This window comes from Salmonella sp. 741265050_HSA, from assembly GCF_046569445.1.
Classification (GTDB): Bacteria; Pseudomonadota; Gammaproteobacteria; order Enterobacterales; family Enterobacteriaceae; genus Salmonella; species Salmonella enterica.
In genome coordinates, this window is record NZ_JBKFSV010000005.1 from 34434 (window position 1) to 47391 (window position 12958).

The window sequence follows — 12958 nt, forward strand, 5'->3', positions numbered from 1 at the left end:
AGCGCTTTTTTTCCACTGTGTTGGAAGGGGATTGTGTTGCCTGAATCTGGAAACACCGAAAGCAATAAAAGAGGTTGTATATGAAACTGGGATTTATTGGCCTGGGAATTATGGGCTCGCCAATGGCTATCAATCTGGCACGCGCCGGTCATCAATTACACGTTACGACTATTGGTCCGGTCGCGGACGAACTGCTCTCGCTGGGGGCGGTAAATGTTGAGACTGCACGTCAGGTAACTGAATTTGCAGACATCATCTTCATAATGGTGCCGGATACGCCGCAGGTTGAAGACGTGTTATTTGGCGAACACGGTTGCGCTAAAACATCGCTTCAGGGAAAAACCATCGTCGATATGAGTTCTATTTCTCCTATCGAAACCAAACGTTTTGCCCAGCGCGTTAATGAAATGGGCGCTGATTACCTGGATGCCCCGGTTTCCGGGGGCGAAATCGGGGCGCGTGAAGGCACTCTGTCGATTATGGTCGGCGGCGAGCAGAAAGTCTTTGACCGCGTTAAGCCGCTCTTTGACATCCTGGGAAAAAATATCACCCTGGTGGGCGGCAATGGGGATGGGCAAACCTGTAAGGTGGCTAACCAAATTATTGTTGCGCTGAATATTGAAGCGGTTTCTGAAGCCTTAGTGTTTGCTGCAAAAGCAGGTGCCGATCCGGTACGCGTGCGCCAGGCGTTAATGGGCGGGTTCGCCTCTTCACGCATTCTGGAAGTTCACGGCGAGCGGATGATCAACCGGACGTTCGAGCCTGGTTTCAAAATCGCGCTTCATCAGAAAGACCTTAATCTTGCATTGCAAAGCGCAAAAGCGCTGGCGCTGAATTTACCGAATACGGCGACCTGCCAGGAATTATTCAATACCTGTGCGGCAAATGGCGGGAGCCAGCTTGATCATTCGGCAATGGTACAGGCGCTGGAATTAATGGCCAATCATAAATTGTCCTAATTATGTGTATCGCTGCGGCTGCAGCGATACCTGTTCACAAGGAACACTCTGTAAAGGTGAAGAACATGAGTGAAACTAAAAAATCCGGGATTGATTACTGGAAACAAATTGTTGTCGTAATGAGTCTGGGCTGGGTAGCGATTTGGATCTATCGCACCGTGCTTACGCCAATTTATCCAGAAATTCAGGCATCTTTAGACAATGTAAGTAATGCAGAAATAGGCGCTATTGCAAGTTTTTACTTTTTTGCTTACTGCAGTATGCAAATTCCTTGCGGAATATTGGTCGATAAATTCGGTCAAAAAATCATGCTGATGGCCGGATTTACGCTATTTATTATTGGTACACTCTGTATCGCGAAAGCCAATGGCCTGGCCATGATCTATACAGGGTCGCTAATGGCAGGTGGCGGATGCGCTTCTTTCTTTAGCTCGGCTTATTCACTCTCTTCGGCAAACGTGCCGCAGGCCCGTCGGGCATTAGCCAACGCGATTATCAACAGCGGGTCGGCTATAGGGATGGGGATTGGCTTAATCGGTTCCAGCGTATTAGTAAAAAACATGAGCATGGCCTGGCAAAATGTACTGTATATCGTGGCCGCGATATTAGTAATCATGCTGTGCGTCTTTACGCTGATCATTCGCGGTAAAGCCAAAAGCGACTCTGCGCAAGCGGAAAAGCAAACCCAAACCGTTACGGAAGATGAGAAACGCGCACCTTTATTCTCTGGTTTATTGTGTAGCGTTTACTTCCTCTATTTCTGTACCTGCTACGGTTACTATTTGATAGTGACCTGGCTGCCCTCTTATCTCCAGACTGAAAGAGGATTTGATGGCGGAGCTATCGGGCTGGCATCAGCGCTGGTGGCGGTGGTTGGCGTACCGGGGGCGTTATTTTTTAGCCATCTGTCAGATAAATTCCGTAACAGTAAAGTTAAGGTTATTCTCGGTCTGGAAATTGTGGCGGCAGCAATGTTGGCGTTTACGGTTTTGTCCCCGAATACCACGATGCTGATGGTCAGCCTGACGCTATACGGCTTGCTGGGGAAAATGGCGGTAGACCCGATCCTGATCTCCTTTGTATCTGAACAGGCTTCGGCAAAAAGTCTGGGAAGAGCTTTCAGCCTTTTTAATTTCTTTGGCATGAGCTCGGCGGTTGTCGCCCCAACGTTGACCGGATTTATTTCGGATGTAACGGGGTCGAAGGAGATCAGTTTTGTGATTTCAGCATGTTTAGTGGTTACCGGAACGCTGATTTTTGCTGCCGTTACGTTATATAAAAAGAAAGCAACACAACGTATTGCTTCAGCTTAAAAATAATTATATCTACTATTTCTTTATTTTATATTTATTTGTTCCTCATAGCTAAACCCATAACAACGTTATCCGATGCGTGAAAAGAGGGATTTATGGAACATCAAAGAGAGCTATATCAGCAGCGCGGTTATAGCGAAGACTTATTACCTAAAACAGAAACCCAACGAAACTGGAAAGCATTTAACTATTTCACCTTATGGATGGGATCTGTACATAACGTGCCAAATTACGTTATGGTCGGCGGTTTTTTTATACTGGGGCTATCAACATTTAATATCATGTTGGCCATTATTATCAGCGCATTATTTATTGCGGCGGCGATGGTAATGAATGGCGCGGCAGGCAGTAAATATGGCGTTCCTTTTGCTATGATATTGCGAGGTTCTTACGGCGTCCGCGGCGCGCTATTCCCTGGATTATTACGAGGGGGGATCGCGGCAATTATGTGGTTCGGCTTACAGTGTTACGCGGGATCGCTGGCATTTCTTATTTTGATTGGGAAGATCTGGCCAGGATTTCTGACATTAGGCGGAGATTTCAAGCTGCTGGGTCTTTCACTGCCAGGACTAATTACTTTTCTAATTTTTTGGATTATTAACGTTGGCATCGGTTTTGGCGGTGGTAAAGTATTAAATAAATTTACCGCTATCCTCAATCCATGTATTTACATTGTCTTTGGCGGCATGGCTATTTGGGCAATATCGCTGGTCGGCATTGGCCCGATTCTGGACTATCTGCCTTCAGGCGTGCAAAAAACAGAGCACAGCGGCTTTCTGTTCCTGGTGGTGATTAACGCCGTAGTCGCCGTCTGGGCTGCGCCAGCGGTAAGCGCGTCCGATTTCACGCAAAACGCGCATTCATTTCGCGCTCAGGCATTGGGACAAACATTGGGGCTTATCGTAGCGTATATATTATTCGCCGTAGCCAGCGTGTGCATTATTGCCGGAGCCAGTATTCATTATGGTATGGATACCTGGAACGTGCTGGATATTGTGCAGCGCTGGGACAGTCTGTTTGCTTCATTCTTTGCGGTGCTGGTGATTCTGATGACGACAATTTCAACCAACGCTACCGGTAATATTATACCTGCGGGGTATCAAATTGCGGCGCTTGCCCCGACAAAGCTTAACTATAAAAATGGCGTAATGATTGCCAGTATTATCAGTCTACTGATTTGCCCATGGAAATTAATGGAGAATCAGGACAGTATTTATCTGTTCCTCGATATTATCGGCGGTATGCTTGGCCCGGTAATCGGCGTAATGTTAGCTCATTATTTTGTGGTAATGCGTGGAAAAATTAATCTTGATGAGCTGTACACCGCCAGCGGTGATTACAAATATTATGATAATGGATTTAACCTGACTGCATTTTCAGTCACCCTGGTCGCAGTCATTCTGTCATTAGGCGGCAAGTTTATACCATTTTTGGAGCCTTTATCCCGCGTGTCCTGGTTTGTAGGCGTAATAGTTGCGTTCGTTGCTTATGCGCTATTGAAGAAACGCACGGGTTTTGAAAATACAGGAGAGCAAAAACTCGCAGGTTAAATATTGAAAAAGCATTAAGCGTATTTAATGAAGTGTGCGCTATTTAAAAACTATCTGTATCCATACAAGGAGTTTGTTATGTCTTTTGATTTAATTATTAAGAACGGTACTGTCATCTTAGAAAACGAAGCGAGAGTTATCGATATCGCCGTCCAGGGCGGAAAAATCGCCGCGATTGGCGAGAACCTGGGGGAAGCGAAAAATGTGCTGGATGCGACGGGATTGATCGTTTCGCCGGGCATGGTTGACGCGCATACCCACATTTCTGAACCGGGCCGTACCCACTGGGAAGGCTATGAAACCGGTACGCGCGCGGCGGCGAAAGGCGGTATTACCACGATGATTGAGATGCCGCTCAATCAGCTGCCGGCGACGGTCGATCGTGAGACGATTGAGCTCAAGTTTGACGCGGCAAAAGGTAAATTGACCATCGACGCCGCGCAGCTGGGCGGTTTGGTTTCTTATAACCTGGATCGGCTGCATGAGCTGGACGAAGTGGGCGTTGTCGGCTTCAAGTGCTTTGTCGCCACCTGCGGCGATCGTGGCATCGATAATGATTTTCGCGACGTTAATGACTGGCAGTTTTACAAAGGCGCGCAAAAACTGGGGGAAATGGACCAGACGGTACTGGTACATTGCGAAAATGCTCTGATTTGCGATGAGCTGGGCGAGGAAGCTAAACGCGAAGGACGCGTAACGGCGCATGATTATGTCGCCTCACGTCCGGTATTTACTGAAGTGGAAGCCATTCGTCGCGTGCTGTATCTGGCGAAAGCGGCAGGTTGCCGTCTGCACGTTTGCCATATCAGCAGCCCGGAGGGGGTAGAGGAAGTAACGCGCGCGCGTCAGGAAGGTCAGGATGTCACCTGTGAATCGTGCCCGCACTATTTTGTCCTCGATACCGATCAGTTCGAAGAGATTGGCACCCTGGCAAAATGTTCTCCGCCAATTCGCGACCAGGAAAACCAGAAAGGAATGTGGGAAAAACTGTTTAACGGCGAAATCGACTGCCTGGTATCCGACCACTCTCCATGCCCTCCGGAAATGAAAGCAGGCAATATCATGCAAGCATGGGGTGGAATTGCCGGACTGCAAAACTGCATGGACGTCATGTTTGATGAAGCGGTGCAAAAACGCGGTATGTCGTTGCCGATGTTTGGCAAATTAATGGCGACCAACGCCGCCGATATTTTTGGTCTGAAACATAAAGGACGTATTGCCCCCGGCAAAGATGCTGACCTGGTCTTTATTCAGCCTGACAGCAGCTATGTTCTGAAAAATGAAGATCTGGAATATCGCCATAAAGTCAGTCCGTATGTTGGCCGTACTATTGGTGCGCGTATTACCAAAACGATTTTGCGCGGCGATGTTATTTATGACATCGAGCATGGCTTCCCTGTGCCGCCAAAAGGTCAGTTTATCCTTAAACATCAGCAGTAATCCGGTGTGATTTAATGCCCGTCGTCACGACGGGCATTCTCTATTTTAAGGTGTGGATATGTTCCCTGTTATTAACCGCGAAAGTGTATTGTCCGGCTTTCAGTGGTTTTTCTTTATTTTCTGTAACACGGTTGTGGTTCCCCCTACCTTGCTGTCCGCTTTTCATCTTCCCGCTGATAACCTGTTAATGCTCACACAATACGCTTTTTTGACCACCGCGTTGGCCTGCCTGGTTCAGGCATTTTGCGGCCATCGCCGCGCCATTATGGAAGGGCCGACAGGGTTGTGGTGGGGCGCTATTCTTACGATTACGCTTGGCGAGGCGTCTCGCGGCACGCCGCTGAACGATATCGCCTCCAGCCTGTCGGTCGGGATCGCGATCTCCGCAATGGTGACGATATTTATCGGCATTAGCGGGTTAGGACACCGTCTGGCTCGCCTGTTTACGCCGGCGGTAATGGTTTTTTTCATGCTGCTTTTGGGCGCGCAGCTGACCTCAATATTTTTTAAAGGCATGCTGGGGCTGCCTTTTGGCATTGCCGATACCAGCGCCAGAATCAAATTGGCCCCCTTTGGGTTGGCGGTCGCGGTGATGTGTTTTATCCTCGCAATGATTATTTTCCTGCAACAGCGTATCTCCCGTTACGCGTTACTGGTAGGGACCGTGGTCGGGTGGGGGCTATGGCGGTTATGCTTTCCTTCATCACACTTACCGCCGGGTGAATTAAGCTGGCGATGGTTTCCGCTGGGCAGCCACGGCACGCTGATGCCGGGTATTATTGTGACGGCGGTGATGACGGGGTTAGTCAACATCAGCAACACTTACGGCGCCATCCGCGGTACCGATATCTTTTATCTGCATCAAGGGTCGGGCAGTTCTCGTTATCGCCGAAGCTTTATGATTTCCGGACTGATGACGTTAGTGACGGTGCCTTTCGCGGTCGTGCCTTTTTCGCCTTTTGTATCTTCCATTGGTTTATTAACGCAAACCGGCGACAGTTCTCGCAAATCCTTTATCTGCGGTAGCGCGCTGTGTCTGCTGGTTGCCATTATAACGCCGTTAACCCGCTTATTTTGCGCTATTCCACTGGCGATCAGCAGCGCCGTTATGCTGGTCTCTTATTTACCTTTACTTTATTCCGGTTTGGTTTTTAGCCAGCAAATTACGTTTACCGCGCGGAATATTTATCGCCTGGCATTACCGCTTTTTGTCGGCATTTTTTTGATGGGGCTTCCTCCGGTCTATTTACAGGATCTTCCACTGATGATTCGTCCTCTGCTTAGCAACGGATTACTGGTGGGAATCTTACTGGCAGTGCTTATGGAAAATCTTATTCCGTGGGAACGCATTAAATAACATGAGAAAACAAGGAGACATGATGAAGATTGTAATTGCGCCAGATTCATTTAAAGAGAGCTTAAGCGCTGATAAATGCTGTCAGGCTATTAAAGCGGGATTTTCAACCGTATTTCCTGATGCGCGCTATGTCTGTTTACCGATCGCCGATGGTGGAGAAGGAACCGTGGACGCGATGGTGGCAGCGACCGGCGGGAAACGGGTTTCTGTGGACGTTAGCGGGCCGATGGGGGAAAAAGTAAACGGATTTTATGGCCTGACCGGCGATGGCAAAACGGCGATTATTGAAATGGCGGCGGCGAGCGGATTGATGCTGGTGGCGCCCGAGGCGCGTAATCCGCTGCTGGCATCCAGTTTCGGCACCGGCGAATTGATTCGTCACGCCCTGGACGCGGGGATTCGCCATATTATTCTGGGTATCGGCGGCAGCGCCACGGTGGATGGCGGAATGGGAGTAGCGCAGGCGCTCGGTGTGCGTTTTCTGGACGCGCAGGGAACGCCGCTTGGCGCCGGAGGGGGCAATTTATCGCGCCTGGCGAGCATTGACCTGCAGGGGTGCGATCCGCGAATTTCAGAGTGTCGTATTGAGGTCGCCTGTGATGTTGATAACCCGTTGGTGGGGCCACGCGGCGCGGCGGCGGTATTCGGTCCGCAGAAAGGGGCGACGCCTGAAATGGTCGAGACGCTGGAAAATGGATTACGTAATTATGCCCGTGTCTTACATGCCCTGACCGGACGCGACATGTCTCAAATACCGGGCGGTGGAGCGGCCGGAGGAATGGGGATTGCCGCTATCGTCTTCCTGGAAGCGGAAATGAAGCCCGGTATTGAGATTGTTATGCAGGCGGTGAAGCTGGAGGAGGCGGTAAAAGAGGCCTCGCTGGTGATTACCGGAGAAGGACGAATCGACTCGCAAACGGCGGGAGGAAAAGCGCCGATAGGCGTCGCGTCAGTGGCGAAACGACATCACGTCCCGGTTATCGGCATTGCCGGCGTACTGGGCGACGGCGTGGAAGTGGTCCATCGCCACGGTATTGATGCGGTATTCAGTATTTTGCCGCGGCTGGCGCCTTTGCCGGAGGTTCTGGCGAACGGTGAACAAAATCTCTACCACAGCGCCTGTAATATTGCCCGCGTCATCAAACTTGGCCAGGATATCGGGACTCGTTAAGCATAAAAAAAGCCACGGTTCTCACCGTGGCAAAATCCAACATAGCTAAATTAAAAATAATCAGGAGGGCTGCCTGCCGTTAAATCATAACGTCGCGGTTACAGTCTTTGGAGTAGATGTAGCTGAATGCTTCGCCACGACCTACACCGTATCCGGCCTGCAGGGAATAAGCGCCCATGAAGATGTAGTCGCCTTTTTTCACCGGCACCCAGTTGTTGTCGAGGTTATAAACTCCCTGGCCGGAAAGGATATAAGCGCCATGTTCCTGGACGTGGGTTTCAATATAGCCGTGGCTGGCGCCCGGTTCGAAAGACAGAATATGCATATTCATATCGAAGCCCAGCTCTTTAGGCAGGAAATCCAGCAGAATAACATCTTCCATGCCTTCATAATGAATACGCTCCAGCTGGTTGGCATTGCCGGAAACCAACCACGGGGCATGCCCCTCGACAGGAGTATAGCGGCGTTTATATAAAAATAGCTGGCTGTCTTCCGTTTGAGCGTTGCTAAAGGTCATCATCTCGCCCGGTGGACAATAGAGGTATCCGCCCTGGGTTAAAGAGAATGTTTTTCCTTCTGCTTTAGCTTCAATATTTCCCGTAATGACATAGAGAAAAGTTTCAATCCCCTCGCCGCCAAAGCCCTGCTGGTTGCCGCCATTCTGATGTAAGGTGACCAGATAATCGACGAAAGAAGCACCCAGCTTCGGCGTCGAAAGGATGGTGACGTCACAGTTTTCAAATCCGGGAATAATATTTTTCACCAGACCGTCCGGCGTTAAGAGCGCATAGTTACCGTGTTTCACAATGGCGCGGTTCGCCAGTAAATCATCGCGGTAACCCGTGACGTTATTCAGATATCCCATTGATGGCTCCTTATTTTTGCCAGGCAAGTTGATGCAGCATTAATGCCAGAGTTTTGACCCCTTCAGCAAGGTCATTAATGTTGGTACGTTCCGCCGGGTTATGGCTGATACCATTAATGCTGGGGACGAAAATCATACAGGTAGGGACGCGCGGCGCGAAAATTTGCGCGTCATGACCTGCGCCGCTATGCATTATGCGATAGTTCAGTTGTTCGGTTTCACACAGCCTGGTGAGGGCCGCGACCAGTTCGGCGTTCATCGGCACCGGCGCTTCGTCCATCCACAAATCGATATCGATGCTGATATCCATTTCATCGCAGATGGCGCGCATATCGTTTTCCAACTGTTCGGTAAATTCGCGAAGTACCGCGGCGTCCGTATGCCGGCAATCGATTGTAAATGTGGTTTTTCCAGGGACAACATTGACCGTATTCGGCTGCGGCTCAACTTTGCCGAACGTTAATACCAGGGGATCGCCATGCTGTTTGGCTTTTTCAATGGACTGACTGCAAATACGACTGAAGGCATGCACCGTATCGCGACGATAGCCCATTGGCGTTGTGCCTGCATGGTTGGACTCGCCGTTGAGCGTCACCGTGTAGCGACGTTGCCCGACGATGGCGTTGACGACGCCAATCGACTGTCCGTTGCTCTCCAGAACGCAGCCTTGCTCAATATGCAATTCAACAAAGGCGCGGATATCGGTTCGCGCGGCGAGCGGCGCGGCGGGAAGGGTAAATCCGCACGCCTGCATAGCGTCGACAAAGCCTGTGCCTTTGGCGTCCTGGATATGGCGTACCTCTTCAGGATTCGCCAGGCCAAAAATGTTCTTGCTGCCCCAAAAAACGTAAGGGAAACGGCTGCCTTCTTCCTCAGCCATTGACACTACCTCGACGGTGCGCAGCGGCGCGCCGTAGGTCGCTTTTAGCCAGTCGAGCGCCAGCCAGGCGGCAAGCGCGCCGAATTGCCCGTCCAGATTGCCGCCGTTGACGACCGTATCAATATGCGAACCGCTTAAAATCACCTGCTCCGGAAATTGTGTGCCGCAAAGGCGGCCATATAAATTTCCGACGTCATCAAAGCGTGTCTCCAGACCGCTTTCTGCCATTCGCTTTTTAAACTGCTGCTGTGTTTCCAGCCACTCAGGCGAATAAAGTAAACGCGTCATTCCACCCGTAGGATCGGCTCCAATGGAAGAGAGCCAGGGCAATGTTTCTTCTATCGCGTGGCGAAAATGCTTTATCATAGAAAATTCCTGTTTCAATAATTATTGGGCAAAGGGATTTTTTGTTTCGTATGACTTGAGATAGAGGGCATCGGAAATCAGATATTGATAAATATCATCAACAATATCGATACCATTCATATCGGCATTTTTCTGTTTAATATCCTGATCCTGTCCAGGATAATAAACCTGTTTAAAACCGGGGGCGGGCTTCACGGAATTGAGTTCCTGCATGGTCTGACTAATATGTTTGCGGAATAATTCACAGGAAGAGAAGAACGCCGGATTAATGACCAGATGAAGTTGTCCTAAATTGCGTCCGGCGTGTAAATCTTCATACATCGAACTGACCTGGCGGCCAAACGGCAGCCCCAGCAGAATACCGGACAGAATATCGATCATCATCATCAGGCCGTAACCTTTCGGGCCTGCGGCGGGTAATAACGCATTGACGGCAAAAGGATCATGTGTCGGCGCGCCGTTTTTATCAACGGCCCAATTCTCCGGAATGGACTCATTGCGGGACCGTGCATCGAGGACTTTTCCCCAGGCCTGCACGGTGGTGGCCATATCAAAGGTAATGATGTCGTCGCCTTCGCCCGGCGCGGCAAAGGCCAGCGGATTAGTGCCATAGTAAATATCCGCCCCGCCAAACGGCACGACCATAGGATCGGACTGACAGATAGACAGACCGATCAGGCCTTCGCGAGCAGCCTGGCGGACGAAATAAGAGATGGCGCCGCTATGGCCCATTCTGCTAATGCCGACAACCGCGACGCCATTTTTTTTGGCTATTTCAATAGCATGCTCCATTCCCATTTTGGCTGCGACCTGTCCGGCAGCATTATCGGCATGCAGTATCGCCGTACAGGGACCGGTATTCTCAATGCGGAACGTCGGCTCTCGGTTGGTGCCGCCTTTTGAAATTCGTTCGGCATAATATTCAACGCGTACGGCGCCATGTGAGTGAATACCTCTGGCATCTGCATAAACCAGTACGTCGGCGACGATGGCGGCGTGCTCACGTTTTAGTCCGGCTTTATAAAGCTTATTTTCGATAAGCTGATGGAGTGTTTCCCGACTGATTTTCATCTGTCTTCCTTTTTAACGACGGTGTGAAGCATGACTGCGATTAACATACCGGGAAAATAAAATGATTATGTGATCCAGACAGGAAAAAAAATATAATTAGAATTTATTTGATAATCAGGCGGGTTTTATCTTTTTGCTTAAATAAAAAGCTTTTTTAGAAAATCATAACTAATCCTTTAGCCGTTGTTTGAATTCTTTTGTTAATAAATTTGATGTGACGTTAATCACTCTATTTACCCTCCCGGATATATACCGTGAAGCGCACATTAACACTGCTCGTGCAATTGCAATGGGTGCAATTATTAAGGAGTTGTTATGATCCACGCCTTTATTAAAAAAGGGTGTTTTCAGGACTCTGTCAGCTTAATGATTATTTCTCGAAAGCTGAGTGAGTCCGAAAATGTTGATGATGTATCGGTAATGATGGGAACGCCTGCGAATAAGTCGCTGCTGGAAACTACCGGTTTCTGGCATGACGATTTTCATGGCGCTACGCCCAATGACATTTGCGTGGCGATTCGTACCGAAGCGGTAGATGACGGCATTACGCAGGTGATTGTGCAACAGCTCGAAGAAGCATTGCAGCAGTTGGCGCAGGGAAGCAGCGGCAGCCAGTCGTTAATCCAGGTCAGACGCTGGGAAAGCGCCTGTCAGAAACTGCCAGAGGCGAATCTGGCGCTGGTATCGGTGGCCGGCGAATATGCGGCGGAACTGGCGGAGCAGGCGCTGGATCGTTCGTTGAACGTGATGATCTTCTCCGATAATGTCACGCTGGACGATGAAATCAGACTAAAACGCCGGGCGCGTGATAAAGGACTGCTGGTCATGGGGCCGGATTGCGGCACCGCTATGATCGCCAATACGCCGCTGGCTTTCGCTAACGTCATGCCAGAGGGCAACATCGGGGTGATTGGCGCTTCCGGCACCGGTATTCAGGAGCTCTGTTCACAGATTGCGCTGGCGGGGGAAGGGATTACCCATGCCATCGGGCTTGGCGGACGCGATTTGAGCGCCGAGGTCGGCGGGATCAGCGCGCTAACGGCACTGGACATACTCAGCGCGGATGAAAAGAGCCAGGTGCTGGCCTTTGTCTCCAAACCGCCTGCCGATGCGGTTCGTCAGCATATTATCGCGGCGATGAAAGCCACCGGGAAACCCGTTGTAGCGCTGTTCTTAGGGTTTTCCTCTCCCGTTGCGCGTGAGGGAAACGTCTGGTTTGCCTCGACGCTGGATGAAGCCGCCCGCCTGGCATGTTTATTGTCTCGCGTGACGTCGCAGCGTAAAGAAATGGTTTCAACAGGCGGCGTGATTCGTGGTCTCTATACCGGCGGAACGCTGGCGGCGGAAGCGGCGGGACTGCTGGCCGGCTATCTGGGCGTCGCGACGGATACGGAACATCACCATGGCATGATGCTTGACGCTGACGGCCACCAGATTATCGATCTGGGCGATGACTTTTATACCGTTGGGCGACCACATCCGATGATTGACCCGGCGTTACGTAATCAGCTTATCGCCGGGCTTGGCGCACAGCCGCAGGTACGCGTGTTATTAGTGGACGTCGTTATTGGTTTTGGCGCGACCGCCGATCCCGCCGCATCGCTGATTCAGGCCTGGCAGAAGGCATGCGCCGCACGCGCCGGCGACCAGCCGCTGTTCGCCATCGCAACCGTCACTGGAACGGAACGCGATCCTCAGTGCCGCTCGCAACAAATCGCCGCGCTCGAAGATGCCGGCATCACGGTAGTGGATTCTCTTCCCGAAGCCACTCTGTTGGCCGCGGAACTGATTCGACCAACCCTCTCTTCCACTCATCCATCAGCTCCCCGGTTACTGGAAGCGGTAGCGGTGATTAATGCCGGGTTACGTAGCTTCGCGCTGGATTTACAGGTTGCCGGTATGCCCGTGGTGCACTACCAGTGGGCGCCTGTCGCTGGCGGTAATAAAAAACTGGCTCGTCTGTTAGAACGTTTGCAATAAGGGGTT

General features: G+C 50.6%; 10 protein-coding genes. 7 read left to right on the forward strand and 3 right to left on the reverse strand.

Features of this window, described 5'->3' with window-relative positions; genetic code table 11:
- Positions 1 to 80: 80 nt before the first annotated feature.
- The 6 genes from glxR to glxK all read left to right on the forward strand — a co-directional run bounded on the left by glxR (position 81) and on the right by glxK (position 7790).
- Complete coding sequence (glxR, locus tag ACLD4F_RS12115; RefSeq protein ID WP_183059523.1) at positions 81 to 959, forward strand: 2-hydroxy-3-oxopropionate reductase; 879 nt, start codon at positions 81 to 83, stop codon at positions 957 to 959.
- Positions 960 to 1024: 65 nt separating this feature from the next.
- A complete protein-coding gene (locus tag ACLD4F_RS12120; RefSeq protein ID WP_220544079.1) occupies positions 1025 to 2272 on the forward strand; it encodes an MFS transporter in 1248 nt (415 codons plus the stop codon).
- A gap of 95 nt (positions 2273 to 2367) precedes the next feature.
- Entirely contained in the window at positions 2368 to 3822 is a 1455-nt protein-coding gene (locus tag ACLD4F_RS12125) for an allantoin transporter (protein WP_411010861.1), read from the forward strand.
- A gap of 78 nt (positions 3823 to 3900) precedes the next feature.
- Entirely contained in the window at positions 3901 to 5262 is a 1362-nt protein-coding gene (gene allB / locus ACLD4F_RS12130; protein WP_000006865.1) for an allantoinase AllB, read from the forward strand.
- A gap of 58 nt (positions 5263 to 5320) precedes the next feature.
- Positions 5321 to 6619: a uracil/xanthine transporter gene (locus ACLD4F_RS12135; protein ID WP_000484505.1), complete on the forward strand. Its 1299-nt coding sequence runs from the start codon at positions 5321 to 5323 to the stop codon at positions 6617 to 6619.
- A gap of 22 nt (positions 6620 to 6641) precedes the next feature.
- A complete protein-coding gene (gene glxK / locus ACLD4F_RS12140; protein WP_000706331.1) occupies positions 6642 to 7790 on the forward strand; it encodes a glycerate 3-kinase in 1149 nt (382 codons plus the stop codon).
- Between the two features lie 79 nt (positions 7791 to 7869).
- Here the strand turns inward: glxK and allE are convergent, their stop codons facing one another.
- From allE to allD, 3 genes are read right to left on the reverse strand one after another with little or no spacing between them, the layout of a single operon-like run.
- Positions 7870 to 8655, reverse strand: coding sequence for a (S)-ureidoglycine aminohydrolase (allE, locus tag ACLD4F_RS12145; RefSeq protein ID WP_058821692.1), 786 nt, complete (start codon positions 8653 to 8655; stop codon positions 7870 to 7872).
- Positions 8656 to 8665: 10 nt separating this feature from the next.
- Positions 8666 to 9901, reverse strand: a complete 1236-nt coding sequence (allC, locus tag ACLD4F_RS12150; RefSeq protein WP_000589769.1) for an allantoate deiminase — start codon at positions 9899 to 9901, stop codon at positions 8666 to 8668.
- Between the two features lie 21 nt (positions 9902 to 9922).
- A complete protein-coding gene (gene allD, locus ACLD4F_RS12155) occupies positions 9923 to 10972 on the reverse strand; it encodes an ureidoglycolate dehydrogenase AllD (protein ID WP_000703930.1) in 1050 nt (349 codons plus the stop codon).
- A gap of 315 nt (positions 10973 to 11287) precedes the next feature.
- Between allD and ACLD4F_RS12160 the strand changes: the two genes are divergently transcribed.
- Positions 11288 to 12952, forward strand: coding sequence for an acyl-CoA synthetase FdrA (locus ACLD4F_RS12160; RefSeq protein ID WP_058331296.1), 1665 nt, complete (start codon positions 11288 to 11290; stop codon positions 12950 to 12952).
- Positions 12953 to 12958: the final 6 nt, after the last annotated feature.

Excerpts from the sequence above, each read along its gene's own strand:
- allC (WP_000589769.1), bottom strand. The coding sequence starts at position 9,901 with ATGATAAAGCATTTTCGCCACGCGATAGAAGAAACATTGCCCTGGCTC.
- ACLD4F_RS12125 (WP_411010861.1), top strand. The coding sequence starts at position 2,368 with ATGGAACATCAAAGAGAGCTATATCAGCAGCGCGGTTATAGCGAAGAC.
- glxR (WP_183059523.1), top strand. The coding sequence starts at position 81 with ATGAAACTGGGATTTATTGGCCTGGGAATTATGGGCTCGCCAATGGCT.
- ACLD4F_RS12160 (WP_058331296.1), top strand. The coding sequence starts at position 11,288 with ATGATCCACGCCTTTATTAAAAAAGGGTGTTTTCAGGACTCTGTCAGC.
- allB (WP_000006865.1), top strand. The coding sequence starts at position 3,901 with ATGTCTTTTGATTTAATTATTAAGAACGGTACTGTCATCTTAGAAAAC.
- glxK (WP_000706331.1), top strand. The coding sequence starts at position 6,642 with ATGAAGATTGTAATTGCGCCAGATTCATTTAAAGAGAGCTTAAGCGCT.
- allD (WP_000703930.1), bottom strand. The coding sequence starts at position 10,972 with ATGAAAATCAGTCGGGAAACACTCCATCAGCTTATCGAAAATAAGCTT.
- allE (WP_058821692.1), bottom strand. The coding sequence starts at position 8,655 with ATGGGATATCTGAATAACGTCACGGGTTACCGCGATGATTTACTGGCG.
- ACLD4F_RS12120 (WP_220544079.1), top strand. The coding sequence starts at position 1,025 with ATGAGTGAAACTAAAAAATCCGGGATTGATTACTGGAAACAAATTGTT.
- ACLD4F_RS12135 (WP_000484505.1), top strand. The coding sequence starts at position 5,321 with ATGTTCCCTGTTATTAACCGCGAAAGTGTATTGTCCGGCTTTCAGTGG.